This is a genomic window from Mycobacterium paraseoulense (assembly GCF_010731655.1).
Classification (GTDB): Bacteria; Actinomycetota; Actinomycetes; order Mycobacteriales; family Mycobacteriaceae; genus Mycobacterium; species Mycobacterium paraseoulense.
Genome location: NZ_AP022619.1, coordinates 4,409,845 through 4,436,196 on the forward strand (window position 1 = coordinate 4,409,845; position 26,352 = coordinate 4,436,196).

The following is a 26,352-nucleotide window of genomic DNA, read 5'->3' on the forward strand; positions in this document are numbered from 1 at the left end:
CCATTCGGTGGGACCCGATCGGCCCCCGGGTCGGACCCATCGAACCGAATGGGGAGGGAATGAGGGGACAAGGACATCAGGATTTCGCCGACGAGCTGGCCCGATTCGCCGCCGGTCACACCGACCCGCGGGTCGCGGTGATCGCCCGGCGAACGGCCGCCCCGCTGCGCGTGCTGGTTCGGGGCCGCCCCGGCGTGGGCCGCGGCACGGTGGCCCGGGCGGTGGAGGGGGCGGGAGCCGCCGCGGGCATTTCGGTGACCCCCGGCGGCGGTGATGCCGACGTCGTCGTCTACGTGACCGCCGAGGTGGTCAAGCCGGAAGACGTCGACGCGGTCGCCACCGCCGGGCGCCCGGTGCTGGCGGTGCTGAACAAGGCCGACCTGGCCGGGTCCCTCGGCCGCGGGGACGGGCCGATCGCGGCGGCGCGGACGCGGTGCGCCGAGCTTGCCGACGTGTTGGGCGTGCCCATGGTCCCGATGACCGGCCTGCTCGCAGTCGCCGCGCTCGACGACCTGGACGCCCCGCTGTGGGCGGCCCTGCAGACGCTGGCCGCGCACCCCGGCGCGGCCGCTCTGCTCGACGGCTCGTTCTCCGGGTTCATGGCGGCGGGCAACCCCGTGCCGGCCGGCGTGCGGCTGCGCCTGCTGGACACCCTGGACCTGTTCGGTGTCGCGCTCGCGGTGGCCGCGATCCGCCGGGGCAGGACGGCCGCGCAGGTGCGGGCCCTGCTCCGCCGGACGAGCGGTGTCGATGCCGTGCTGTCCCGCCTTTCGCTCGCCGGCGCCGAGGCCCGCTACCGGCGGGTGCTGGATGCCGCCGCGGAGCTGGAGGCGCTGGCCGTCGGCTCGGGCGAAGGCGCGGAGCGGATCAGTGCCTTCCTTTCCCACGACGACACGGTGGTGGCGCGGATGGCGGCCGCCGTTGACCTGGCCGAGGCGGCCGGGCTGGACGCGGACAATTCGGGGCCGGCCGACTGGGACCGCGACCCGGCCGCGCACCTGCCGCGCGCGGTGCGGTGGCAGCGCTACAGCCGCGCGCCGGTGAGCGACCTGCACCGCGCCTGCGGCGCCGACATCGCCCGGGGATCGATGCGGCTGTGGTCGCAGGCGTGCGGCTCGCTACCCGGGGAGCCGGTGGGGGACTGGCGGTGAGCGGCGAGCGGCACGACGATCCGGTCGCCGAGGTCGACGCGCTGGTGGCGGGCATCGGACCGGAGCTGGACGCCCCCGCCGTGCACCGCCGCGACGTGGTGCTGGTGACCGGGCCCTGGATGGCCGGGGTGAGCGCGGTGGCCGCGGTGCTGCGCGAACGGCTGCCCGAACACAAGTTCGTCGAGTCGGCGGAGCTGGGACCCGGCGAGGTGCCGATGGCGGTGGTCTTCGTCGTGTCCGCGGCGGCCCAGCTGACGCCGTCCGACTGCGCGCTGCTGGACGCCGCCGCCGCGCACACCGATGTGGTGGTTCCGGTGGTGTCCAAGATCGACGTGCACCGCGCCTGGCGCGATGTCCTGGCCGCCAACCGCGCGTCGCTGGCCGCGCACGCGCCGCGGTACGGCGGCGTGCACTGGGTGGGTGCGGCCGCGTTGCCCGACCTCGGCGAGCCGGACGTCGACGAGCTGGTGGAGACGCTCGCGACGCGGCTGGCCAACCCCGAGCTCGCGCGCAGAAATAGGTTGCGGGCGTGGGAATTTCGGCTCAAGACCGTCGCGCAGCGGTTCGACCGCGACGCCGACGGCGCGGGGCGGCGGGCCCGGGTCGACGCGTTGCGTGGCGAGCGCAGCACCGCCCTGCGCCGGCGGCGCGAGGCGAAAACCGAGCGCGCGATCACGCTGCGCGGCCAGATCCAACAGGCGCGGGTTCAGTTGTCGCACTTCGCGCGCAACCGCTGCTCGTCGGTGCGCAGCGAACTGCAGGAGGACGTCGCGGGACTTTCCCGGCGCAACATGCCCGGCTTCGAGGCGCACACACGCGGCCGGCTGGGCGAGGTGATCGCCGAAGTCAACGAGGGCACCGCCACCCACCTGGCGGACGTCGCGCAGGTCGTGGGGGTCGCGACGACCCTGCCGTCCCTCGAGGAGCTGCCCACGGTCGATGTCCCTGCGCCCCCACTGAAATCGCGGCGGCACGAAACCTGGCTGTTGATGCTGCTCGGCGCCGGCTTCGGCCTGGGAGTGGCGCTGACCCTGAGCCGGCTGATGAGCGGGCTGGCCACCCGGATCAGCCCCGCCCTGTCCGTCGTCGCGGCCGTGACATGTGTGGCGATCGGGCTGGCGGTCACCCTGCTCGTGATCAACATCCGCAGCCTGCTGCGCGACCGGGCGCTGCTGGACCGCTGGGCGGGGGAGGTGACCTCCTCGCTGCGGTCGGTGGCCGAGGAATTGGTCGCCACCCGCGTCCTGGTGGCCGAGTCGGTGCTGAGCAAGGCGGTGCTGGCTCAGGACGAGGTCGAGAACGCCGCGGTGAGCGACCAGGTCAACGCCATCGACCGCGAGCTGCGCGCACACGCCGCCGCGGCGTCGCGCGCCGCGGCCGCGCGGGATCGGGAGATGCCGACGGTGCTGGCGGCCCTGGATGTCGTACGTGCAGAACTCGGCGAATCGGGTATACCCCGGTCCGACGGCCCCCTCCCGGACGTGCGGCAAGACGCGGAAAACCAGGCAACCGAAAAACCGGCTTCGAGGAGCGGTGATGGCGATTCGCAGGGATCTTCTGAATCGTTGTTGTGAGAAGGCTTATACCTGCCCGAGGCTTCCCCGACAAGGTGCTCACGATAACCTGTAGTTAACGCCACCATGTCAACCGTTGTGTGGGCGACCGCATACGCGATAGGCACGTAAAGAAGCCCGAGTACGACGAAGAATTCAGGAGACTTCGATGACCTCAGCGACCATTCCCGGTTTGGACACTGCGCCCACTAAACATCAGGGGCTGCTGTCGTGGGTACAGGAGGTCGCCGAGCTCACCCAGCCTGAGCGCGTCGTTTTCACCGACGGCTCCGACGAGGAGTGGCAGCGGCTGACGGATCAGCTCGTCGAGGCCGGCACGTTCAAGCGGCTGAACCCCAAGGAGTACCCGAACTCCTTCCTGGCGTTGTCCGACCCGTCCGACGTGGCCCGCGTCGAGTCCCGGACCTTCATCTGCTCCGAGCGGCAAATCGACGCCGGGCCGACCAACAACTGGATGGACCCCGCCGAGATGCGGTCCACCCTGACCGACCTGTACCGCGGCTGCATGCGCGGCCGCACCATGTACGTGGTGCCGTTCTGCATGGGCCCCCTCGGCGCCGACGACCCGAAGCTGGGCGTGGAGATCACCGACTCCGAATACGTCGTGGTCTCGATGAAGGTGATGACCCGGATGGGCAAGGCGGCCCTGGAGAAGATCGGCGACGACGGGTTCTTCGTCAAAGCGCTGCACTCCGTCGGCGCACCGCTGGAGCCCGGCCAGCAGGACGTGCCGTGGCCCTGCAACGACACCAAGTACATCACCCACTTCCCGGAGACCCGCGAGATCATGAGCTACGGCTCCGGCTACGGCGGCAACGCCCTGCTGGGCAAGAAGTGCTACTCGCTGCGCATCGCCTCGGCGATGGCGCACGACGAGGGCTGGCTCGCCGAGCACATGCTGATCCTCAAGCTCATCTCGCCGGAGAACAAGGCCTACTACTTCGCCGCGGCGTTCCCGTCGGCGTGCGGCAAGACCAACCTGGCCATGCTGCAGCCGACCATCCCCGGCTGGCGGGCCGAGACCCTCGGGGACGACATCGCCTGGATGCGCTTCGGCAAGGACGGCCGGCTGTACGCCGTCAACCCCGAGTTCGGCTTCTTCGGGGTGGCGCCGGGCACCAACTGGAAGTCCAACCCCAACGCCATGCGCACGATCGCCGCGGGCAACACCGTCTTCACCAACGTCGCGCTCACCGACGACGACGAGGTGTGGTGGGAAGGCCTGGAGGGCGAGCCCGACCACCTGATCGACTGGAAGGGCAACGACTGGTACATCCGCGAGACGGAAACCAAAGCCGCGCACCCGAATTCGCGGTACTGCACCCCGATGTCGCAGTGCCCGATCCTGGCGCCGGAATGGGACGACCCGCAGGGCGTGCCGATCTCGGGCATCCTGTTCGGCGCCCGCCGCAAGACCACGGTGCCGCTGGTCACCGAGGCACGCGACTGGCAGCACGGGGTGTTCATGGGGGCCACCATGGGCAGCGAGCAGACCGCCGCCGCCGAGGGCAAGGTCGGCACCGTGCGCCGCGACCCGATGGCCATGCTGCCGTTCCTGGGCTACCACGTCGGCGACTACTTCCAGCACTGGCTGGACCTGGGCAAGAACTCCGACGAGTCCAAGCTGCCGAAGGTGTTCTTCGTCAACTGGTTCCGCCGCGGCGACGAAGGTCAGTTCCTGTGGCCGGGCTTCGGCGAGAACAGCCGGGTGCTGAAGTGGATCGTCGACCGCATCGAGCACCGGGCCGGCGGCCAGGACACCCCGATCGGTGTGGTGCCCTCCGCCGAGGACCTCGACCTGGACGGGCTCGACGCGGACAGCGCCGACGTCGCGCAGGCGCTCGCGGTCAAGGCCGACGAGTGGCGTCAGGAGCTGCCGCTGATCGAGGAATGGTTCGAGTTCGTCGGCGACAAGCTGCCCACCGGCGTCAAGGACGAGTTCGAGGCGCTCAAGCAGCGGCTGGCCGACGCCGACTAGGTAGGGCCGGCCGCGGTCCCCGCGACGGCGCCCGACCACTTGACACCCGTCAAGTTTTTCGGCGGTACAGTCTGCGCATGCAGATTCGCGAGCACTGCGGCGCCGACAAGCCCGCCGTCATTCTTCACCCGTCCGGTACCGTCGTCACCTTCGATGAGCTGGAGGCGCGGGCCAACCGGCTGGCGCACTACTTCCGGCGCCACGGCCTCACCGAGGGCGACGCCGTGGCGATCCTCATGGAGAACAACGAGCACATGCACGCGGTCATGTGGGCGGCGCGTCGCAGCGGCCTGTACTACGTGCCGATCAACACCCACCTGACCCCGGCCGAGGCCGCCTACATCGTCGAGAACAGCGCCGCCAAGGCGATCATCGGTTCGGCCGCGCTGCGCAAGACGTGTGAGAACCTGGCCGAGCACTTGCCGGGCGGGCTGCCCGGGCTGTTGCTGATCGCCTCGGAAAACGGAGAGGCCGATCTCGAGGGCTGGGCGCGGTATCCCGAATGCGTTGCGGGCGAACCGGACACCCCGATCGACGACGAACGGGAAGGCGACCTGCTGCAGTATTCGTCGGGCACCACGGGCCGGCCCAAGGGCATCAAACGCGAATTGCCGCACGTGCCGCCGGCCGAGGCGCCGGGCATGATGTCGGCCCTCGTCGGCTTCTGGATGAACCCGGATTCGGTCTATCTGAGCCCGGCACCGCTGTATCACACCGCGCCGTCGGTGTGGTCGATGAGCGCGCAGGCCGGGGGGATCACCACGGTCGTGCTGGAGAAATTCGATCCCGAAGGCTGCCTCGACGCCATCGCGCGCCACCGCGTCACGCACGGCCAGTTCGTCCCGGCGATGTTCACCCGGATGCTGAAACTGCCTGAGTCGGTGCGTAATTCGTACGACCTGTCCAGCCTGCAGCGGGTGATGCACGCGGCGGCGCCGTGCCCGGTGGAGATCAAGAAGCAGATGATGGACTGGTGGGGGCCGATCATCGACGAGTATTACGCCTCTTCGGAGGCGATCGGGTCGACGCTGATCAGCGCCGAGGAGTGGCTGGCGCACCCGGGCTCGGTCGGCAAGCCGATGGCCTGCGAGATCCACATCCTCGACGAGGACGGTAACGAGTTGCCGCCGGGGCAGCCCGGCGAAATCTATTTCGCGGGCGGCTATTCCTTCGAGTACCTCAACGATGCGGCGAAGACGGCCGCGTCCCGGGACACCCACGGCTGGGTGACCGTCGGCGACGTCGGCTACGTGGACGACGAGGGTTACCTGTACCTGACCGACAGGCGCCACCACATGATCATCTCGGGTGGGGTGAACATCTACCCACAGGAGACCGAGAACCTTCTGGTCACCCACCCCAAGGTGCTGGACGCAGCGGTGTTCGGCGTTCCCGACGACGAGATGGGGCAACGCGTGGTGGCGGCCGTGCAGACCGTCGATCAGGCCGACGCCACCGACGAATTCGCCGACGAGCTGCTCACCTGGTTGCGAGACCGCCTGGCGCACTACAAATGTCCGCGGTCGATCGCGTTCGAGCCGCAGCTGCCGCGCACCGACACCGGCAAGCTCTACAAGAACGGGCTGATCGAGAAATACTCGGTGTGACCCATGTTCCGGGTGGTGGACCTGTCCAGCGCGCCCGACGCCGGGCCCGAAACGGACACCGCAACCGCACCGGGGGTGATCCTGGCCCATGGCGCCGCCGCCGATCTCGCGCGTTGCCAATCATGGCTTAGCGCGGCGTCTTTCACCCTGACCGAGGACCGCTGCGACGATCGCCGGGTGGTCACCGTCGATTCGGTGCCCGACGCGCTCGCCGAGTTGACCGCGCGCTGTCGCGATTGGCCGCACGCCAGCAGCGTCTGTGACGACGTGCTGCGCACGGTGGAACCGGGCGGGCCGGCACTGCCCGCGGTGGTGACCGAGTCGCTGGCGTACTCGACCCTGCAGGCCGGCCCCGAGTTCGCGGCCTGGCTGACCCGGCGCGGACCCGCCCGGATGCCCGACATCACCGACCCGGTGCGGGCCGAACGCGACGGCGACACGCTGCGCATCGCGTTCAACCGGCCGCAGCGGCACAACGCGTTCTCCACCGACGCGAGGGCCGCCCTGCTGGAGGCGCTGGCCGTCGCGCAACTGGACCCGTCGGTGACCGGGATCGTGTTGAGCGGCAACGGGCCGTCGTTCTGCAGCGGGGGAGACCTCGCCGAATTCGGCACCTTCACCGACCCCGCGAGCGCTCACCTCGCGCGCACCCGGCACAGCCCCGCCGTGGCACTCGACGCGCTCACCGCCCGGCTGGGCCGCGCCTGCCGGGCGGAGGTGCACGGCCGCGTGCTCGGGAGCGGGCTGGAGATGGCGGCGTTCTGCGGTTGGGTGGCCGCGCGGCATGATTCGGTGTTCGGGCTGCCCGAACTCGAGCTGGGGCTGATCCCGGGCGCCGGCGGGACGCTCAGCGTCACCCGCCGGATCGGCCGGTGGCGCACCGCCTATCTGGTGTTGTCCGGCCGCACCATCGACGCCGGCACCGCGTTGGCCTGGGGTCTGGTCGACGAGGTCTACGCGTAAAACGTTGTCAGAAGCCTGAATACGTGGTGGTCGTGGTGGACGGCAGGTGCGAGACGGCGAAGACGCCGATGGCGACGTAGACGAGCACGAGGATGACGGCGAAGACGGCCCCGACGGCGGCACCGATGATGGCCCACTTCTTGGCGCTCTCCGCCGCCGCCTGAGCCTCGGCGTAGCGGCCTTGCGCCCACAGCCCGGACACCTTGGTGGAGTAGACGATCGAGACGATTCCGATCGGCAGGCAGCACAGCACGGTGCACAGGATGGCCCAGACGAGGTAGTTCTCCGGTTCCGGCTGGCCCGGCCAACCCGGTTGGGGCGGCTGCCAGCCCGGTTGCTGGCCTGGCCAGCCCGGTTGCTGACCCTGCCAAGGCTGCTGCTGGCCCTGCCATTCCGGCGGCTGACCCTGCCATTCCGGCGAGCCTTCGTACGGCCCTGGGGGATAACTCATGGCAGCCGACTTTCTTTCGTTGCAGTAACTTTGCTCCCACACAGCTTTGCTGGCGGGAGAAGTCAGGCAAGGATACAGCACGCCCCGACGTCAAGCCCGCACATTCGGGCCCGCGGTCAGATGCCGCCCCGGGCGACCAGCTGGCCGGCGATCACGTTGCGCTGAATCTCGTTGGTGCCTTCGCCGACGATCATCAGGGGCGCGTCGCGGAAGTAGCGTTCCACGTCGTACTCGCATGAGTAGCCGTAGCCGCCGTGAATCCGCACGGCGTTCAGGGCGATCTCCATCGCCACCTCGGAGGCGAACAGTTTGGCCATGCCGGCTTCCATGTCGCAGCGTTCGCCGCTGTCGTAGCGTTCGGCGGCGTAGCGGGTGAGCTGACGGGCGGCGGTCAGTTTGGTGGCCATGTCGGCCAGGTAGTTGCCGACCGACTGATGCTGCCAGATCGGCCGCCCGAAGCTCTCCCGCTGCTGGGCGTAGGCCAGCGCGTCCTCGAGTGCCGCCGCGCCCACGCCCAGCGCCCGGGCGGCCACCTGGATGCGACCCGTCTCGAGCCCGGTCATCATTTGCGAAAAGCCTTCGCCCATCCGGCCGCCCAGCACCGCCGACTCGGGCGCCGAGAACCCGTCGAAGGACAGTTCGCAGGACTCGACGCCCTTGTAGCCGAGCTTGGGCAGGTCCCGCGACACCGTCAGGCCCGGGCCGTGCTCGGCGAGCACGATCGAGATGCCCCGGTGCCGCGGCGTGGCGTTCGGATCGGTCTTGCACAGCAGCGCGATCAGCCCGGACCGCCGCGCGTTGCTGATCCAGGTCTTGGCGCCGTTGATCCGCAAGCCGCCGGAACCGTCCGGTAGCGCCGTGGTCGTCATGTTCTGCAGGTCCGAGCCGCCGCCGGGCTCGGTCAGCGCCATGGTGGCCCGCAGCTCGCCGGTGGCCATCGCCGGAAGGTAGTTCCGCTTCTGCTCCTCGGTCCCGAACAGCGTGAGCAGCTTGGCCACCACGGTGTGCCCGCCCATCGCGCCGGCCAGGCTCATCCAGCCGCGGGCCAGCTCCTCGGTGACCCGCACGTAGCACGGCATGGACACCGGCGAGCCCCCGTATTCGTCGGGAATGGCCAGGCCGTAGATGCCGATCCGCTTCATCTGCTCGATCCACGCCTCGGGATAGGTGTTGGCGTGCTCGACATCGCGGACGGTCGGCTTGACGTCGCGGTCGATGAACGCCCGCACCGTCGCGACCAGCATCTCTTCTTCGTCGTTCACCTGCGCGCACCCTCCAGCGTTGATGGTGGCGATCCGCTTCGCCCGGCCTCGCCGCGCTCGCGATCGCCACGAGTTGACCCCCAGCGTCGCCCCCCGATTCCACAGCCTGCCAGCATGTGGCGTTGTGACGAGTGACGGGTATGCGGGAGTCCGCGCCGGCGGGCCGTACTTCGACGATCTCTCGGTCGGTCAGGTCTTCGACTGGGCGCCGGCGATGACGCTGACGTCTGGATTGGCCGCCGCCCACCAGGCGATCCTGGGTGATCGGCTGCGGCTGCCGCTGGACGCCGACCTGTGCGCCGCCGTCACGGGCCTGCCCGCACCGCTGGCGCACCCGGCGCTGGTCTGCGACGTGGCGATCGGGCAGTCGACGCTGGCCACCCAGCGCGTCAAGGCCAACCTGTTCTACCGCGGGCTGACTTTCCACCGGTTCCCGGTCATCGGTGATTCCCTATCCACCCGCACGGAAGTGGTTGGGCTGCGGGCGAACTCACTCAAACCGGGCCGCGCGCCGACGGGACTGGCGGCGCTGCGGATGACCACCGTCGACCAGGCCGATCGGTTGGTGCTCGACTTCTACCGGTGCGGCATGCTGCCCGCAAGCCCGGACTGGGCGCCCGACGGGGCGGCGCAGGACGACCTGTCCACCGTCGGCGCCGACATGCCCGGCCCCGCCGCCAATCCGACCGCGCAGTGGGACGCCGCGGCGTTTCGGGCCAAGGTGCCCGGTCCGCACTTCGACCCCGGTCTGGCCGGTGCCGTCCTGAAGAGCACCGGCGACGTGGTCAGCAGCGCGCCCGAACTCGCCCGGCTGACCCTGAATATCGCCGCCACCCACCATGATTCGCGGGCGGGCGGGCGTCGGCTGGTGTACGGCGGGCATACCATCGGACTCGCCCTCGCGCAGGCCAGCAGGCTGCTGCCCAACCTGGCGACGGTGCTGGGCTGGGCGTCCTGCGATCACACCGGCCCCGTCCACGAGGGCGACACCCTCTACAGCGAGCTGCGCGTCGAGTCCGCCGAGCCGGCTGGTCGGGGCGGTGTGCTGGGGCTGCGGTCGCTGGTCTACGCCGTCGGCGACCCGACGGGCGAGCCGGACCGCGCGGTGCTGGACTGGCGATTCAGCGCGCTGCACTTCTGAACCGGGCGCCACGAGCACAATGGAGGCGTGAGCTCGGCGGCGTCGGTGTGGGGGAGCAGCGGGCTGGCCTATTTGACCGGCCTGCCGGACGGGCCGCCCGACTTCTCCCGGGCGAACGTGCTGACCCACGCTCAGCGGGTGGCGGCAGCCGTCGGCGGGCGCTTGGGGTTCGCCATCGACGCGGCCGGCCTGCTGTCCGGGCGGGCGGCAATGCTGGGCCTGACCCGCGGCGGCCGGGTCTCCGCCGGCCGCGCCACCCGGTTGCTGGCCGCCGCCGACGGCTGGTGCGCGATCACGCTGTCGCGCCCAGACGACGTCGCCGCCGTCCCCGCGCTGGTGCAATCCGACGACGCCGCGGGTGATCCCTGGCCTGCGTTGCGGCGCTGGGCCGCAACGCAATCGCTCCCGGCGATCATCGAGCGCGCGACGCTGCTCGACCTCCCGGCGGCGCGCCTGGGCGAAGCCGTGGCCGCCGCGCCGCGAATTCGACCGTGGGGCGCCCGCGGACCGGCGCGCGGCATCACCGGCCTGCTGGTCGCCGACCTGTCGTCGATGTGGGCGGGCCCGCTGTGCGGACAGCTGCTGGCCCGCGCCGGAGCGACCGTGGTGAAGGTCGAGAGCCCGTCCCGCCCGGACGGCACCCGAGCGGGCAACCGGGCGTTCTTCGACTGGATGAACGGTGAAAAGCTGTCCTACTGCGTCGATTTCGACCGGCAGGCCGGCTACTTGCGCGAGTTGCTCGCCGCCGCCGACGTAGTGATCGAGGGCTCGCGCCCCGCGGCGCTGACCCGGCGCGGGCTGGGGCCGGACGACGTCGCGGCGGGCACCGGGCGAATCTGGTTGCGCATCAAGGGATATGCCGACAGCCGCCCGGCGTTCGGTGACGACGCCGCGGTGGGCGGCGCACTGGTCGGCGTCGCCGCCAACGGGCCGGTGTTCTGCGGTGACGCGATCGCCGATCCGCTGACGGGGCTGGAGGCGACCCGGGTGGTCGCCGACTCGCTGGGCCGCGGGGGCGGGGAGCTGATCGAGGTGTCGATGGCCGCGGTCGCCGCCGGCTATGCGGCGCTGCCGACGCAGGCGTCGGCCGCCGACCGGCCCGTGCCGCCCCCGCCGCTTCCGCCGCCGGCACGGCCGGCGGCCAGGCTGGGTGCCGACAACGAGGCGGTGCGCCAGATCGTGGCCCAACGGGGTTGCCTGTCATGCTGATCCGGCACGCCACCCTGCTGGACGGGACGGCCACCGATATCCGCTTCGGCGAGCGGATCGACGAAATGGGTGACGGGCTGGTCGCCCAACCCGGCGAGGGCGTGCTCTACGCCGGCGGGGGCACCGTCCTGCCCGGCCTGCACGACCATCACGTGCACCTGCGCTCGGCGGCGTCGTCGCTCGACTCGTTCTTGGTCGGGCCGCCCGGGGTCAGCACCAAAGCCGAGCTGACACAACTGCTGTCCAACGCGACGCCGGGCCCCGACGGGTGGATTCGAGCCGTCGGCTACCACGAGTCGGTGGCCGGCGACCTGGACCGGACCGCGGTCGACGCCATGGTGCGCGGCGTCCCGGTGCGTATCCAGCACCGCAGCGGGGCGCTGTGGATCCTCAACTCCGAGGCGCTGGGTCGGGTCGGGCTCGCCGAACACCCCGACGGGCGGCTGCGCAGCGCGGACCATGGCTGGTCGGACCTGCTGCAGCGGCGCGAGAGTGACCTGGCCGAGCTGAGCCGGCGCATCACCGCGACCGGCGTCACCGGTGTCACCGACGCCACCCCCGACCTCGACGCCGACGACATGGTCTCGCTAATGGTGGCGCACCGCCGCGGCGAGTTCCGGCCCCGGCCGAGCTTCCTGTCCCCGGGCAAGAAAATCCTGCACGACGACCGCCTCGACCTGGACGGCCTGACCGGGTGGATAGCCGGCCAGCACGACGCGGGCCGTCCCGTCGCGGTGCACTGCGTGACGGCCGCCCAACTGGTGGTCGCCGTCGCGGCCCTGCGGGCGGCCGGCGGGCATCCGCAGGACCGCGTCGAGCACGCCGCCGTGGTGCCCGACGACAACCTGGCCGACCTGGCCGACCTTGGGGTCACGGTGGTGACGCAGCCCAATTTCGTCGCCGAGCGCGGCGATCACTACCTCACCGACGTCCCCGCCGCCGAGCACGATCAGCTGTGGCGCGTCGCCTCCTTGCTGAAGGCGGCGGTGCCGGTCGCGCTGTCCACCGACATGCCGTTCGGCCACGGCGATCCCTGGACGGCGATGCGCGCCGCCGTCTACCGCACGACCCCCAGCGGCGTCGTCCTCACCGCCGGCGAATGTGTCTCGGCCCGAGAGGCTTTGACGATGTTCCTGGGCCGGCCGGACCGGCCGGCCCAGCCACGGACGGTGGCGATAGGCGAGCCGGCAGACCTATGTGTGCTGAGCGAGCCACCGGTGACGGTGCTGGCCGAGCTGGACGCCGGCATGGTGGCGGCGACCATCGTCGCGGGCGAGCTGGTCTACTTCGCGATGTGACCGGCGATCACGGCGCGATGGCGAGCGCTGCGCGCAGGATGCCGCACTGGTTGTCGAAAAACCGCTGCGACACCTGCGCTTTGGGCACGAAGAGGTCGAAACCGTGGAAGGCTCCCGGAACGGTCTCCACCTGGCACGGCACCCCGGCGGCCGTCAGGCGTTCGGCGTAGGCCAGGTCCTCGTCGTGGAACAGGTCATGCGTGCCGACCCCGATCCAGGCCGGCGGCAGCCCGCTCAGGTCCGCGCGGCGCGCGGGCACGGCGACCTGCGGGTCGGCGTCGCCGAGGTAGGCCGCCCAGCCGAACCGATTGCTGCGGTTGTCCCACAGCCGGTAGTTCGGGTTGTGGGCGGTGGCCGAGCTGCGGTCGTCGAGCATGGGATAGGTCAGCAGCTGGAACGCGGGGCTCACCTCGGCGCGGTCGCGAGCCAACAGGGCCAGGGCCGCGGCCAGCCCACCGCCGGCGCTGGCGCCGCCGATGGCCACCCGGTACCGGTCCACGGACGGCAGGCCCGCCAGCCAGGTCAGCACCGAGTAGCAGTCCTCCAGCGGCGCGGGATACGGATGTTCGGGCGCCAGGCGGTAATCCACCGATGCGACGGTGATGCCCAGCCGCCGGCTGAAGCCGCTGCAGAGCCGGTCGTCCTGGCGGGCGGTGCCGATCACGTATCCGCCCCCGTGGATCCACAGCAGCGCCGGGGTCGGCGCGGCCACACCGGCCGGCCGGAACAGCCGGACACCGGCCCCCGAGCTCAGCGTGATCACCTCGACGCCGGGAACGGGCCTGGCGAGGCGCTCGCGCAACGCCATCGCGGCCCGCATCATCCGCAGGGTCCGGGGACCGACGAGTCGGCGTGGCGCGAAACGGGCGATTCGCTGCAGGTCGGGATGAACATCGGGGTTCGGCACCGGATCAGTATCACCGTGAGAGCCCGTGCGGGAATGGGCTTTTGCTCGAGCCGTTCGTGAGTGAACCATTCCGCTTCCCCGAGCGTGCTCCAAGGCGGTGGATTAGCCGGACAAAGATCGGGGTATCGGTGGAGTGCTGGCGAGCGCGGCAGCCGTCGTGCAAGCTGTTGCTGGTTCGTCGTCGCAACGTCCCTCACCGGGACCGAGCTAGGGCCGCCCGGTCGGGCAGGACGCGAGGCACGTGAATGCTGGGGCATCTCTACGATCGGGCGCTCGGCGGCGAGCGATGTTGGATTCGGCACGACGACGGCGAGCTGCGGCCGCTGCCGGCGCACCGCTGGTTGGGCGTGCGATGTCCCGAGCACGAACGTCCCGGTGATTCATCTGGTGACGCCTTCGACGAAGACTTCGACGAAGCCGTCACGCGGATGTGCACCGGGCCGACGATCGAATTGGGCTGCGGACCGGGCCGGCTGGTGGCTCGGCTGATCCAGCGGGGAATACCGGCCCTGGGCATCGATCGCTCCGTGACCGCGATCCGGCTGGCGGGCCGCGGCGGCGCGCCGGTCCTGCTGGGGGACGTGTTCGACCCGTTGCCCGCGATGGGCCTCTGGCAGACGGTGTTGCTGGTCGACGGCAATGTGGGCCTCGGTGGAGACCCGTGCCGCATCCTCGGGCGGGCCGCCGAGCTGCTGGCGCGGGGCGGCCGGTGCGTGGCCGAGTTCGACGCCGAGAACATCGGCATCCGTTCGCGTTGGGTGCGGCTGGAGTCAGCGTGTGAGGTGGGGCCCTGGTTCCGCTGGGCGTCGGTCGGCGTGGACAGCGCCGCCGCGCTGGCCGCGCAGGTCGGTCTGACGCTGACCGGTGTGCGCCTGATCGGCGGCCGGGTGATCGCCTGCCTCGCGGCGATGTGAGCGTGTCGCGGCCGGCGCGACCCGCCCGGCTGGCAGACGCGCGCACCACTGGGAACAGCCCGGGCGTCCATGGCAACCGCCGTGCGGGCGTCGTTTGGATGTCCGGCGTTGCGTCGACGGAAACGTCAGTTTCGGACCTGGAGCCGGGGGTACGCTGCCCTAACACCACGGCAAGGAGGCCGGCTATGACATCGTGCGCGAAATGGTTGCTACGGGCCCGACCCGGCGACTACGCGCTGGCCCTGAGCGTCGCGGGCGCTTCGCTGCCGGTGGTCGGTAAGCACCTCGAGCCGCTGGGCGGCCTCACCGCGATGGGCATCTGGGGCGCCCGGCACGCGCCCGAGTTCTTCTCCGGGATGACCAAGCCCCGGCGGCCGTCGGACGACGGCGACGACGTCCGTGTCCCCGACGGGCTGAGCGCCCGGGAGGTGTCCGTCGCCGCGCTGCGGGGGATCGTGTCGGCCGCGGATCTCGAGCTGGAATGGCCGGCGGCGCTGCGGACGCCGCCGATCTGGGACGCGATGCGTCAGCGCCGCTACCTCCACCGGCGCGCGGTCCACTACGGGGACCACCCCGCGCAGGTGCTCGACGTCTGGCGCCGCAAGGATCTGCCGGCGCATCCGGCCCCGGTGCTGATCTTCGTGCCCGGCGGCGCCTGGGTGCACGGCAAGGCGATGGGGCAGGGCTCCGCCCTGATGTCCCGGCTGGCCGAGCAGGGCTGGGTGTGCCTGGCGATCGACTACCGCGTCGCCCCCCATCACCGCTGGCCGCGGCACATCATCGACGTCAAGACCGCCATCGCGTGGGCGCGCGCCAACGTCGACAAGTTCGGCGGTGACCGCGATTTCGTCGCCGTGGCGGGTTGTTCGGCCGGCGGGCACCTGTCCGCGCTGGCCGGCCTCACCCCGGACGACCCGCAGTTGCACGCAAAGCTGCCGGAAGGCGCCAACACCTCGGTGGACGCGGTGGTCGGCATCTACGGTCGCTACGACTGGGAGGACCGCTCGACCCCCGAGCGCGACCGGTTCGTCGAGTTCCTGGAGCGGGTGGTGGTCAAGCGCAGGATGGACCGTCACCCGGAGGTGTTCCGCGACGCGTCGCCGATGGCGCGCGTGCATCGGAATGCGCCGCCGTTCTTGGTGATTCACGGCAGCCGGGACAGCGTCATCCCCGTCGAGCAGGCCCGCAGCTTCGTCGACCGGATGCGGGCGGTCTCGCATTCGGTGGTGGGCTACCTCGAGCTGCCCGGCGCCGGCCACGGTTACGACCTCATCGACGGCGAGCGGGCGGGCGCGGCCGCGCACGCGACTTCGCTGTTCCTCAATCAGGTGTATCGCACCAAGGCAAACGCGGCCAAAGAGGTTATCTGAGCAGCCACCGCTGAGTATGGTCCCTTTATGGGAATGGGGCAGCGGTGAAACGGCTGAGCGGGTGGGACGCGGTCCTGTTGTACAGCGAAACACCGAACGTGCACATGCACACGATCAAAGCCGCTGTGATCGAACTGGATTCCGATCGGCGTGACTTCGACATCGGCGCGTTCCGCGAAGTCATCCGCGGCCGCCTGAACAAGCTCGAGCCCTTCTGCTACCAGCTGGTCGAGATCCCGTTCAAGCTGCACCACCCGATGTGGCGGGAGCACTGCGAGCTCGACCTGGACTACCACATCCGGCCGTGGCGCCTGCCCGCGCCCGGCGGCCGCCGCGAGCTGGACGAGGCCATCGGGCGTATCGCCAGCACGGCCCTGGACCGCAGCCGCCCGCTATGGGAGATGTACTTCATCGAGGGCCTGGCCAACAACCGGATCGCGGTGGTCGGCAAGATCCACCACGCGCTCGCCGACGGCGTCGCCTCGGCCAACCTGATGGCCCGCGGCATGGATCTGCAGCCCGGGCCCGATGGCGGGCCGTACATGTGCGATCCGGCGCCGACCACGCGGCAGCTGCTGAGTTCGGCCTTCGCGGATCACGTGCGCCACGTCGGCCGGATCCCGCACACGGTCCGCTACACGGCCGAGGGGCTGGGCCGGGTGCGCCGCAGTTCACGCAAGCTGTCACCCGAGCTGACCCGCCCGTTCGAGCCGCCGCCGACCTTCATGAACCACAAGATCACCCCGGAGCGCCGGTTCGCCACCGCGACGCTGGCGCTGGCCGACGTCAAGGAGACCGGCAAGCGGCTGGGGGCGACGATCAACGACATGGTGCTGGCGATGTCGGCCGGCGCCCTGCGCACCCTGCTGTTGCGTTACGACGGTACGGCCGAACCCCTGCTGGCATCGGTGCCGATGAGTTTCGACTTCTCGCCCGAGCGGATCTCCGGCAATCGCTTCACCGGTGTCCTGGTGGGCCTGCCGACCGATTCCGACGACCCGCTCGAGCGCGTGCGGTGCAGCCACGAGAACGCCATCGCCGCCAAGGAGAGCAACCAGCTGATGGGCCCGGAGCTGGTCAGCCGGTGGGCGGCCTACATGCCGCCCGCGCCCACCCAGGCCTTCTTCCGGTGGGCGTCCGAGCGCGCCGGCCACAACAAGATCCTCAACCTGAACATCTCCAACGTGCCCGGTCCGCGCGAGCGCGGCCGCGTCGGCGGGGCGCTGGTCACCGAGATTTATTCGGTAGGACCGTTGACGGCGGGCAGCGGCCTCAACATCACCGTGTGGAGTTACGTCGACCAGCTCAACATCTCGGTGCTCTCCGATGGAGCCACGCTCAAGGACCCGCACGAGGTGACCGAGGCCATGGTGGCCGACTTTATTGAAATACGCAGGGCGGCAGGGCTTTCCGAAGAGCTCACCGTGGTCGAGGCCGCGATGGCGCCGGCTTGAGCCGGCCCGAGGGAAATGGCACTCTCGCCTGACGTCAATGGCGTTCCGGTCGACCGCTAACATCTCCACGGACAGCAGCCACCCCGACACGAGGGACCCGACACCGAAGGAGTTGTGCGGCACGTGAGCACTGGGAGCGAAGAAGCCGGCGAACCCGAAGTTCTGGTCGAACAACGGGGCCGGATCCTCATCATCACGATCAACCGGCCGAAGGCCAAGAACGCGGTCAACGCGGCGGTGGCGAACGGTCTGGCCGAGGCCGTCGACCGGCTCGACGGCGAGGCCGGGCTCTCGGTGGGCATCCTGACCGGCGCCGGCGGATCGTTCTGCGCGGGCATGGACCTCAAGGCGTTCGCGCGCGGCGAACTGCCCATCGTCGAGGGCCGTGGCATGGGCTTCACCGAGCGCCCACCGGCCAAACCGCTCATCGCCGCGGTCGAGGGTTACGCCCTGGCGGGCGGCACCGAGCTGGCCCTGGCCACCGACCTGATCGTCGCGTCGAAGGACTCGGCCTTCGGCATCCCCGAGGTCAAGCGCGGGCTGGTCGCCGGTGGCGGCGGCCTGCTGCGGCTGCCGCAGCGCATCCCGTCGGCCATCGCGATGGAGCTCGCGCTCACCGGCGACAACCTGTCGGCCGAGCGCGCCCACGAGCTCGGGCTGGTCAACGTGTTGGCCGAGCCGGGTAAGGCGCTCGACGAGGCGATCGCGCTGGCCGAGAAGATCGCCGCCAACGGGCCGCTCGCGGTGGCCGCCACCAAGCGGATCATCGTCGAGTCCCGAGGCTGGAGCCCGGAGAACATGTTCGCCGAGCAGAACGCGATCCTGGCCCCGGTGTTCGCATCCAACGACGCCAAGGAGGGCGCCGTCGCCTTCGCGGAGAAGCGCCCGCCGCGCTGGACGGGCACATAACCTGGCGGGTTACACTATGGCTTGAATCTGTAAACCGTCGGGAAACCGGAAAGATCGAGGATGAGCATTTCGCTGCTGCTTGAGATGGCTGCGTCGAGCAACCCCGATCGGACGGCCGTTGTTTCCGAAGACACCCGGCTGACGACGCAGCAGCTCAGCGATCTCGCCGACGGCGGCGCCGGGGTCGTCGCCGGATCGGGTGCCAGGCACCTGGCCTACGTGGGAACCGGCGGCGCGACGCTGCCGCTGCTCATCTTCGCCGCGGCCCGCGCGGGGGTTGCCTTCACGCCGATCAACTACCGGCTGTCGGCCGACGGCATCCGGGCACTGATCGGTCGCCTGCCCGAGCCGCTCGTGGTCGTCGACGGCCGGTATCGCGACGTGCTGGGCGAGGCCACACCGCGGCTGATGGCCACCGAGGAGTTCCTGACGGCTGCGCGCAGCGCCGAGCCGGCCGCCGAATTTCCCGACCCTGAGTCCGTCGCGATCGTGTTGTTCACGTCGGGCACCACGTCGCAGCCCAAGGCCGTAGAACTCTCGCACAACAATCTGACCAGTTATGTCACCGGGACAGTGGAGTTCGAATCGGCCGACGCCGGCGAGGCAGCACTGATCTGCGTGCCGCCGTATCACATCGCCGGAGTCAGCGCCGCGTTGTCCAATCTTTATGCCGGGCGCAAGATGGTCTACCTACCCACCTTCGACGCCCGGGAGTGGGTGCGGCTGGTCGACGCCGAGCGGGTCACCACGGCGACGGTGGTGCCCACGATGCTGGAGCGGATCGTCACGGTGCTGGAGAGCGGCGGCCACGAGCTGCCGTCGCTGCGCAACCTCGCCTACGGTGGCTCCAAGGTGGGCCTGCCGCTGGTGCGCCGGGCGCTGAAACTGCTGCCGCACGTGGGTTTTGTCAACGCCTACGGCCTGACCGAGACCAGCTCGACGATCGCGGTGCTGGGCCCCGATGACCACCGGGAGGCCCACTCGGCATCGGAGGCGCACGTCGCCAAGAGGCTTGGATCGGTCGGACGCCCGGTTCCGGGCATCGAACTGCAGATCCGCGACGAGGACGGCAAGGTACTCGGACCCGGTGAACCCGGTGAATTGTTCGTCCGCGGCGAGCAGGTGTCGGGGCGCTACACCGGGATCGGCTCGGTGCTCGACGACGAGGGCTGGTTCCCGACCCGCGACGTGGCCCTGCTGGACGAGGACGGCTACCTCTTCATCAGCGGACGCAGCGACGACACGATCATCCGCGGCGGCGAGAACATCGCGCCGGCCGAGCTGGAGGAGGTGCTCATCGAGCACTCCCATGTCCGCGATGTCGCCGTGGTCGGTGTCGAGGATCCGCAATGGGGTCAGGCGATCGTCGCCGTCGTCGTGCCGGCCCTCGGGATCGATCCCGATCCCGAGGAGCTGCGCGATCACGTCCGCAAAAGCTTGCGCGGGTCGCGCACGCCGGACCACGTTGTGTTTCGCGACGAGTTACCCACCACGGCGACCGGCAAGGTCCTGCGCCGAGAGATCGTCAAGGACTTGGGTGCGTTGCGCGCCGCGCCGGCCGAGCAGTAGGGGAGTTAAGGAAAAAACATGATCAAGAACGGAACCCGCCTGGCCAGCCAGGTGTGTGACACGCAGGTGATCGTCGTCAGGAGCGCCGACAGCCTCGACGATTTGCGTTGTGGCGGTGCGCCGATGGTGCCGATAGGTGCCGAGCGTTCGGGCGAGTTGGATCCGGCGTTCGCCGACGGCACCGTGATGGGCAAGCGCTACGTCGACGAGACGGGCGCCGAGGTGCTGGTGACCAAGCCGGGTGCCGGGAGCCTGAGCGTCGGGGCGACCGCGCTGCAGCTCAAAGAGGTCAAGCCGCTGCCGGCCAGCGACTGACGGGTCACTCCGCGAGCTTGTTGCGGACCACGAATTCCCTTGCTTTGATCAGGAATTCGAGCTGATCGCCGACCTCGCGCAGCGGGTCGATGCTGGCGGTTGAGCGGGACAACACGATGGCGCCTTCGAGGGCGGCGATCGACATCACCGCCAGGGATGCGGCGCATGGCTCGTCGAAGCCGTCGTGAGTGAACGCTCGGGTCAGCGCGGCACACCAGCGGCCCAGAATGGCGCCGGCCTCGGCGGAGAGCTTGGCGTCGGCTTCGTCCGAGCCGATCGCCGCGGCCACTACCGGGCAGCCGGCGCTGAAGCCGCCCTCGGTGAGCAGACGCTCCCAGAACTCGACGAACTTGCGCAGCAGCACGCGGGCACCTTGGTCGGCGGCATCGTCGATCATCGCGGTGATGGAGTCACCGGAATACCGCAGCGCCTCGATCAGGATCTGATTGCGCCCGTCGGGGAAGTGGTAGTAGACGGAGCCACGCGGGGCACCGCTGCGAGCGAGCACAGCGTCGATCGTCACCCCGGCTGCGCCGCGTTCACGCATCACCTCGGCCGCGCTGGCCAACATCTTCTTGCGGGTGCCGCCGCGCTTCGTCGGGGCGAGGTCCTGCACAGTTTCGGTCGTGGTCGCCACTCTCGTGCCTCCCGGGCCTAGGTCACGCAGCGGTTGAATGCCGCAGTACCGGCCAATGCATGCTCCGCGGGCTGAAGCGGAAACTCCGGCGCTTCAGGTCGGGCATCTCGCGGGTGAATTGATAGCCGCCGATGTTCAGCTCGATGATCCACATGATTCTCTCCCGGCCTAAGCGCCGCCGATGATTATGCTGAGAAGCATATAAGACAGCGGTCCAGTAAGCAAGTTTTATTGCCTATGCAAACCCTGCACCACGGGAAACGCCGATATGCGTTGCTGCGAACCGCGGCTGACGTGGTTGTAACAACCAGGTTTCTATGCTGTTTTGCATAATCTTACGGGTCGGCCGGGGCCGCGATGGCCTGAAACGCCGAACGTGCACCCACCGCGAGGTTGGTCCTGCTTCGTCGCGGTGAGTGCACGCTCGGTGCGTACCGGGGTCAGCTTTCGATCGTGTGGCCCATCGGCATCAGCACGCTCTTCTGCTGCGTGAAGTGCTCGACGCCTTCGGGCCCGTTCTCGCGGCCGATGCCGGAGTTCTTGTAGCCGCCGAACGGGCAACACGGGTCGAATGCGTACCAGTTGATCGCGTACGTCCCGGTCCGAATCTTCTCGGCGATCTCGATGCCGTGCGGCACGTTGGAAGTCCAGACGCTGCCGGCCAGGCCGTACGCGGAGTCGTTGGCGATCTTGATCGCGTCCTCCTCGGTGTCATAGGGGATGATGCTCAGCACCGGGCCGAAGATCTCCTCCTGGGCGATCGTCATCTTGTTGTCGACGTCGGCGAACACCGTGGGCTGCACGAAGAAGCCGCTGTTCAGGCCCTCGGGCCGGCCGCCGCCGCACACCAGCCGCGCCCCCTCCTCGATGCCCTTGGCGATGTAGCCCTCGACCCGGGCGCGCTGCTTCTCCGAGATCAGCGAACCGATCTGGGCGGCCGGGTCCGACGGCAGCCCCACCGGCAGCGCCTGAACGAAACCGCTTACCGCGTCCACGATTTCGTCGTAGCGCGAGCGCGGCGCCAGGATGCGGGTCTGGGCCACGCAGGCCTGCCCGGTGTTCATGATCCCGGAGAACACCAGCATCGGGACCGCGGCGGCCAGGTCGACGTCGTCAAGGACGATGGCCGCCGACTTGCCGCCGAGTTCCAGCGTGCAGGGCTTGAGCATGTCCGCGGCGCGCCGGCCGATCTCCTTGCCGACGGCCGAGCTGCCGGTGAAGGAGAAGATGTCGACGCCCGGGTTGGAGGTCAGCGCCTGCCCGGTCTCGATCCCGCCGGGCACCACCGACAGCACCCCCTCGGGCAGCCCCGCCTCGGCGAAGGCCTCGGCCAAGGCGTTTGCGCTGAGCGGGGTTTCGGCGGCCGGCTTGAGCACCACGGTGCAGCCGGCCAGCAGCGCCGGGCCGAGCTTGTTGACCGCCAGGAACAGCGGCACGTTCCACGCGACGATCGCGCCCACCACGCCGATCGGCTCGCGGTAGACGATGCTCTGCCCGTAGCCCCCGGTGCGGACCTCTTTCCACTTGACCTGGTCGACGGCGGGGCCGGCGAAGAAGTTCAGCGCGCCGATCGAACTCATCCAGTGCATCGTCTCGATGCCCATCGGCGGCTGGCCGGTCTCGGCCGCCAGCAGCTGGATGAAGTGGTCCTTGCGTTCCTCCATCAGCTTGAGCGCGTTGGCGATCACGGCCGCGCGCTCCTTGGGGGGCGTCGTGGGCCAGGGTCCGCTGTCGAAGGCCGCGCGGGCCGCGGCGACCGCGGCGTCGACGTCGGCGGCCGCCGCCAGGGGCACCTTCCCGACATACTCGCCGGTGGCCGGGCAGCGCACCTCGATCACCTCGTCGGTCGACGGCTCGGTCCACTTGCCGCCGATGAAAAGCTTGTCGTATTCGGTCATGTCGCTCATTTGCGCCACCCTACCCAAGCCGACACAAAACGAGAACATGTTTCATTATCGGGGCCGCAGCACCAGCACCAGATTGCTGACCCCGAACTCCCGCAGCAGCGGCACCGACGTCAGCCACCATGCCCATCGCGGGTGGTAGCGGGGAAATGCCGCCACGGCCGCGCCGGTGCTCGCGGCCCAGTCGAGGCCCTCGGCCGCGGACACCGCGAACAACGACGACCCGTAGTTGTTTTTCGCCGGATGCCCGTGTTTGCGCGCGTACCGCGCGGCGGCCCGGGCGCCGCCGAGGTAGTGCGCCGGCCCCATCTCGTGCCCACCGAACGGGCCCAGCCAGACGGTGTAGGAGAGCACGGCAAGCCCGCCCGGCTTGGTCACCCGCAGCATCTCGTTGCCCAGCTGCCACGGCCGAGGCACGTGCTCGGCGACGTTGGATGACAGGCAGATGTCCACCGAGGCGTCGGCGAACGGCAGGGCCATGCCCGAGGCGCGGACGAAGTTTCCGGGGCCGCCCGCGAGCGAGGGTCCGGCCGCGTGCATCTCGCTCGGGTCGGGTTCGACACCCAGGTAGCGGAGCCCGGCGTCTTCGAACGCGGCCGAGAAGTAGCCGGGCCCGCCGCCGACGTCGAGCAGCGTGCGGCCGGCCGGGGGCGCGCCGTGCGCGGCCAGCCATAGGTCGCTCACCATCGCCGCGGTGTCCGCGGCCAGCGCACCGTAGAACCGGGCCGGATCCGACTGCTCGAAGCGGAATTCCGACAGCAGCCGGAGCGCCCGGGCCAGGGTCGCCCGCCGCGCGAACACTCGGGTGGGAGGCGGGGTCACGGCCACCGGCCAACCCTACGCAGCACCGGTCCGCATGGTCGGTACGGCTAGGCTGACCGGTGATGTCTGCTCTGCGCTCCGTACTCCTGCTGTGCTGGCGCGATACCGGCCACCCGCAGGGTGGCGGCAGCGAGACCTACCTGCAGCGCATCGGAGCGCAATTGGCGGCATCCGGCGTCGAAGTCACGCTGCGCACCGCGCGCTATCCGGGAGCGCCTCGCCGCGAAGTCGTCGACGGCGTGCGCATCGACCGTGCCGGCGGCCGGTACTCCGTCTACGTCTGGGCCTTGCTCGCGATGGCGGCGGCGCGGATGGGGCTCGGACCGCTGCGGCGGGTGCGGCCCGACGTGGTCGTCGACACCCAGAACGGCCTGCCCTTCCTCGCCCGCTTGGTCTACGGCCGGCGCGTGGTGGTCCTGGTGCACCACTGCCACCGCGAGCAATGGCCGGTGGCCGGGCCGGTGCTCGGCCGGCTCGGCTGGTTCGTCGAGTCGAGGTTGTCGCCGTGGCTGAACCGGCGCAATCAGTACGTGACGGTGTCGCTGCCGTCGGCCCGCGACCTGGTGACCCTCGGGGTCGACAACGCGCGAATCGCGGTGGTGCGCAACGGGCTCGACGAGGCCCCGCCGCGTTCGCTGACCGGCCCGCGCGCCGCCGCGCCTCGACTGGTGGTGCTGTCCAGGCTGGTGCCGCACAAGCAGATCGAGGACGCGCTGGAGGCCGTCGCGCAGCTGCGGCCCCGTGTGCCGGGCCTGCACCTCGACATCGTCGGTGACGGGTGGTGGCGCCTCCGGCTCGTCGACCACGTCCGCCGGCTCGGCATCTCCGATGCGGTCACCTTCCACGGTCACGTCGACGACCTGACCAAACACCACGTGCTGCAGAGCTCGTGGGTGCAGCTGCTGCCCTCGCGCAAGGAGGGGTGGGGCCTCGCGGTGGTCGAGGCGGCCCAGCATCGGGTGCCGACCATCGGCTACCGGTCCTCGGGCGGCCTCTCGGATTCGATCGTCGACGAGGTGACCGGGATCTTGGTGGACAACCACGCCGAGCTGGTGGATCGTCTCGAGGAGCTGCTGTCCGATCCCGTGCTGCGCGACCAACTCGGCGCCAAGGCCCACACCCGAAGCGGTGAATTCTCCTGGCGGCAGAGCGCCGACGCCATGCGCACGGTCCTGGAGGCCGTGCGAACCGGCCACCCGGTCAGCGGCCTACTCGGCGGACGGGGCTGACCGGGATCGCCACCCGCTGACCAACGCCCCGGCGCCACCCACGAGCAGGACCGCCAGCCACGCCAGGTGTGCGATCAACGTCGTCGTGCGGGCGGCCGGGGCGGCCCCGGCGGTGTCGCCCCCGATGCGATAGAGCGCGAGGTCGTCGTCGCGGTAGACCGGCGTCAACGCCTCGACGGTGCGGGCGGACGCCCCCATGTCGCCGGCGGTGTCCGACTCCACGACCAGCCAGCCCACGCCGGCCGGGGCGAGGGCGGACGGGTCGGGCCCGGCCAGCAGCAACTGCTGCACCGCGCGGGCGCGAGTGCCCTCGCCCGGGATGACGGTCCCCGAGATGGCCAGGTCGCCCGTGCTCAGCACGTCGGCGCGCACCCAGCGCGGCAACGGATCCAACACCGGCGCGCGACCCGACCAGGAGTAGAGCCGCATGGTGCCGGCGGGCAACACCGCTACCGTCCGGGGTTGCGCGTTGATCGCGGCGGCGACCGCCGCCCAGCCGCGCGGATACTGCACCGGCGACACCTGGCCCCACACCCCCCAGGCCAGGTCGGGCAGCGCGAAGATCAGCGCGAGGCAGCAAACCGGCGCGGCCACCACGTCGGCGGGTGGCGGCACCCATCTGCGCAGCGTCACCACCACGCCAGCGCCGGCCAGGGCGTAGCCCGGCACGGCCAGCGCCACCCACTTCTGCCCGTCACGCAGCACACCGAATCCGGGCACGCTGTCGACCACGGCGGCCAGCAGGTGCAGACCCGGGCCGGTCGCCAGCGCGGCCGGCACCAGCACGGCGGCCGCCGCCAACGCCACCAGCGGCCGCGCCGCCGGGCGGCGCACCACCGCCGGCAACCCCGCCGCGACCACGCCCAGCAGCACCACGGCCGACGCCACCGCGAACAGCGTGGTCCGCGAGATCGGCACCGCCTCGCCGTTCCAGATCCCGCCCAGGCTGGCCAGGCTGGCGAGCGTGCCCAGGCCCGGCTCGGCGCGCGGCGCGAACGCGGCGACCCCGAGGGTGTTCGACGCCGTGTGGGAGGTCAACGACGCGCCCAGCGCCGAGGCGGTCAGCCAGGGCAGCGCGGACACCAGCGCCGCGCCCGTCGTCACCGCGGCGCACCGCCAGCGCGGCTGGCCCGGGCCCGGCGCGGCCACGCAGGCGAGGCCCACCGTCGCGGCCAGCAGCAGACCGGTCGGCGTCAGCCCGGCCAGCGCGACCCAGAAGGCCAGCGCGAAGAACGAGCCGGAAGCCGTCCGCAGCCTCAGCATCACCGTCGCAACCCAGGGCAGGCAGCCGTATCCGACCAGCAGGCTCCAGTGGCCCTGCAGCAGTCGCTCGGCGACGTAGGGGTTCCAGATCGCCAGGGTGGTGGCGACGAACTGGCCGGCCGCGCCCGCGCCGGGCAGCGCCGTCGCGGCCAGCCGGGCCGCACCCCAACCCGCGAGCCAGAGCCCCAGGACCAGCAGCGCCTTCACCACGAGGCCGCCGTCCAGCACGTGCGAGGCCAGCGCCACCGCGAAGTCCTGCGGCGTGGCCCGCGGCGCCGACGTCAAGCCCAGCGCGGTATCGGAGACATACGAGCGCGGCGTGGACACGGCGTCGCGCAGCAGCAGATAACCGGGCTTGAGCAGCGGCCCGACCACCAGCAGCGCCAAGGCCAACGCGTACCCGGGCCGGGTCCAGCGCACGCGGC

The 26,352-nt window shown here is 70.6% G+C and carries 23 protein-coding genes; 15 read left to right on the forward strand and 8 right to left on the reverse strand.

Annotation, left to right across the window (positions count from 1 at the left end):
• Positions 1–59 precede the first annotated feature (59 nt).
• The 5 genes from G6N51_RS20540 (at position 60) to G6N51_RS20560 (ending at position 7,273) form a co-directional block, all read left to right on the forward strand.
• Positions 60–1,151: a hypothetical protein gene (locus G6N51_RS20540; protein WP_083174829.1), complete on the forward strand. Its 1,092-nt coding sequence runs from the start codon at positions 60–62 to the stop codon at positions 1,149–1,151.
• A complete protein-coding gene (locus G6N51_RS20545) occupies positions 1,148–2,725 on the forward strand; it encodes a hypothetical protein (RefSeq protein ID WP_083174838.1) in 1,578 nt (525 codons plus the stop codon). The genes G6N51_RS20540 and G6N51_RS20545 overlap by 4 nt, the downstream gene beginning before the upstream one ends.
• 148 nt (positions 2,726–2,873) lie before the next feature.
• Positions 2,874–4,703, forward strand: a complete 1,830-nt coding sequence (locus tag G6N51_RS20550) for a phosphoenolpyruvate carboxykinase (GTP) (protein ID WP_083174827.1) — start codon at positions 2,874–2,876, stop codon at positions 4,701–4,703.
• 77 nt (positions 4,704–4,780) lie between these two features.
• Complete coding sequence (fadD4, locus tag G6N51_RS20555; RefSeq protein ID WP_083174825.1) at positions 4,781–6,310, forward strand: fatty-acid--CoA ligase FadD4; 1,530 nt, start codon at positions 4,781–4,783, stop codon at positions 6,308–6,310.
• 3 nt (positions 6,311–6,313) lie between these two features.
• The gene (locus tag G6N51_RS20560; protein ID WP_083174823.1) at positions 6,314–7,273 is read left to right on the forward strand and encodes an enoyl-CoA hydratase/isomerase family protein; all 960 of its coding nucleotides are present in this window, start codon (positions 6,314–6,316) and stop codon (positions 7,271–7,273) included.
• Positions 7,274–7,280: 7 nt separating this feature from the next.
• Here the strand turns inward: G6N51_RS20560 and G6N51_RS20565 are convergent, their stop codons facing one another.
• Entirely contained in the window at positions 7,281–7,724 is a 444-nt protein-coding gene (locus G6N51_RS20565) for a CD225/dispanin family protein (protein ID WP_083174821.1), read from the reverse strand.
• Positions 7,725–7,840: 116 nt separating this feature from the next.
• Positions 7,841–8,986 carry an acyl-CoA dehydrogenase family protein gene (locus G6N51_RS20570; RefSeq protein ID WP_083174819.1) on the reverse strand — a complete coding sequence of 382 codons (1,146 nt, stop codon included), beginning with the start codon at positions 8,984–8,986 and terminating at the stop codon, positions 7,841–7,843.
• Between the two features lie 124 nt (positions 8,987–9,110).
• Here G6N51_RS20570 and G6N51_RS20575 point away from each other — a divergent pair, with 124 nt between their 5' ends.
• From G6N51_RS20575 to G6N51_RS20585, 3 genes are read left to right on the forward strand one after another with little or no spacing between them, the layout of a single operon-like run.
• On the forward strand, positions 9,111–10,127 hold the full coding sequence (locus G6N51_RS20575) for a MaoC family dehydratase (RefSeq protein WP_083174817.1): 1,017 nt from the start codon (positions 9,111–9,113) through the stop codon (positions 10,125–10,127).
• A gap of 27 nt (positions 10,128–10,154) precedes the next feature.
• Positions 10,155–11,336 (forward strand): CoA transferase, encoded by a 1,182-nt coding sequence (locus G6N51_RS20580; RefSeq protein ID WP_083174815.1) that lies wholly within the window; start codon positions 10,155–10,157, stop codon positions 11,334–11,336.
• Entirely contained in the window at positions 11,330–12,634 is a 1,305-nt protein-coding gene (locus tag G6N51_RS20585) for an amidohydrolase family protein (RefSeq protein ID WP_083174813.1), read from the forward strand. The genes G6N51_RS20580 and G6N51_RS20585 overlap by 7 nt, the downstream gene beginning before the upstream one ends.
• A gap of 7 nt (positions 12,635–12,641) precedes the next feature.
• Here the strand turns inward: G6N51_RS20585 and G6N51_RS20590 are convergent, their stop codons facing one another.
• Positions 12,642–13,541, reverse strand: coding sequence for an alpha/beta hydrolase (locus tag G6N51_RS20590; RefSeq protein WP_083174811.1), 900 nt, complete (start codon positions 13,539–13,541; stop codon positions 12,642–12,644).
• A gap of 245 nt (positions 13,542–13,786) precedes the next feature.
• Between G6N51_RS20590 and G6N51_RS20595 the strand changes: the two genes are divergently transcribed.
• The 6 genes from G6N51_RS20595 (at position 13,787) to G6N51_RS20620 (ending at position 20,072) form a co-directional block, all read left to right on the forward strand.
• Positions 13,787–14,455, forward strand: a complete 669-nt coding sequence (locus G6N51_RS20595; protein ID WP_083174806.1) for a class I SAM-dependent methyltransferase — start codon at positions 13,787–13,789, stop codon at positions 14,453–14,455.
• A gap of 185 nt (positions 14,456–14,640) precedes the next feature.
• Positions 14,641–15,825 (forward strand): alpha/beta hydrolase, encoded by a 1,185-nt coding sequence (locus G6N51_RS20600; RefSeq protein ID WP_083174803.1) that lies wholly within the window; start codon positions 14,641–14,643, stop codon positions 15,823–15,825.
• A 44-nt stretch (positions 15,826–15,869) separates the two neighbouring features.
• Positions 15,870–17,279 carry a WS/DGAT/MGAT family O-acyltransferase gene (locus tag G6N51_RS20605; RefSeq protein WP_083174801.1) on the forward strand — a complete coding sequence of 470 codons (1,410 nt, stop codon included), beginning with the start codon at positions 15,870–15,872 and terminating at the stop codon, positions 17,277–17,279.
• 123 nt (positions 17,280–17,402) lie between these two features.
• Entirely contained in the window at positions 17,403–18,188 is a 786-nt protein-coding gene (locus G6N51_RS20610) for a crotonase/enoyl-CoA hydratase family protein (RefSeq protein WP_083174798.1), read from the forward strand.
• A 60-nt stretch (positions 18,189–18,248) separates the two neighbouring features.
• Positions 18,249–19,757 carry a class I adenylate-forming enzyme family protein gene (locus tag G6N51_RS20615; protein ID WP_083174795.1) on the forward strand — a complete coding sequence of 503 codons (1,509 nt, stop codon included), beginning with the start codon at positions 18,249–18,251 and terminating at the stop codon, positions 19,755–19,757.
• Between the two features lie 18 nt (positions 19,758–19,775).
• Positions 19,776–20,072 carry a hypothetical protein gene (locus G6N51_RS20620; RefSeq protein WP_067740363.1) on the forward strand — a complete coding sequence of 99 codons (297 nt, stop codon included), beginning with the start codon at positions 19,776–19,778 and terminating at the stop codon, positions 20,070–20,072.
• 4 nt (positions 20,073–20,076) lie between these two features.
• Here G6N51_RS20620 and G6N51_RS20625 read toward each other — a convergent pair whose 3' ends face one another.
• From G6N51_RS20625 to G6N51_RS20635, 4 genes are all read right to left on the reverse strand, one after another.
• Entirely contained in the window at positions 20,077–20,643 is a 567-nt protein-coding gene (locus G6N51_RS20625) for a TetR/AcrR family transcriptional regulator (protein ID WP_083174835.1), read from the reverse strand.
• An 88-nt stretch (positions 20,644–20,731) separates the two neighbouring features.
• On the reverse strand, positions 20,732–20,863 hold the full coding sequence (locus G6N51_RS29470; RefSeq protein WP_264054191.1) for a hypothetical protein: 132 nt from the start codon (positions 20,861–20,863) through the stop codon (positions 20,732–20,734).
• Positions 20,864–21,149: 286 nt separating this feature from the next.
• Positions 21,150–22,616 (reverse strand): aldehyde dehydrogenase, encoded by a 1,467-nt coding sequence (locus G6N51_RS20630; protein ID WP_083174793.1) that lies wholly within the window; start codon positions 22,614–22,616, stop codon positions 21,150–21,152.
• Between the two features lie 45 nt (positions 22,617–22,661).
• Entirely contained in the window at positions 22,662–23,435 is a 774-nt protein-coding gene (locus G6N51_RS20635; protein WP_142275187.1) for a class I SAM-dependent methyltransferase, read from the reverse strand.
• A gap of 62 nt (positions 23,436–23,497) precedes the next feature.
• Between G6N51_RS20635 and G6N51_RS20640 the strand changes: the two genes are divergently transcribed.
• Positions 23,498–24,664: a glycosyltransferase family 4 protein gene (locus tag G6N51_RS20640; RefSeq protein ID WP_083174787.1), complete on the forward strand. Its 1,167-nt coding sequence runs from the start codon at positions 23,498–23,500 to the stop codon at positions 24,662–24,664.
• On the opposite strand, the gene G6N51_RS20645 is transcribed toward G6N51_RS20640, so the two are convergent.
• Positions 24,644–26,347 carry a hypothetical protein gene (locus G6N51_RS20645; protein WP_083174785.1) on the reverse strand — a complete coding sequence of 568 codons (1,704 nt, stop codon included), beginning with the start codon at positions 26,345–26,347 and terminating at the stop codon, positions 24,644–24,646. The two genes, G6N51_RS20640 and G6N51_RS20645, sit on opposite strands and share 21 nt — an antisense overlap.
• Between the last annotated feature and the right edge of the window lie 5 nt (positions 26,348–26,352).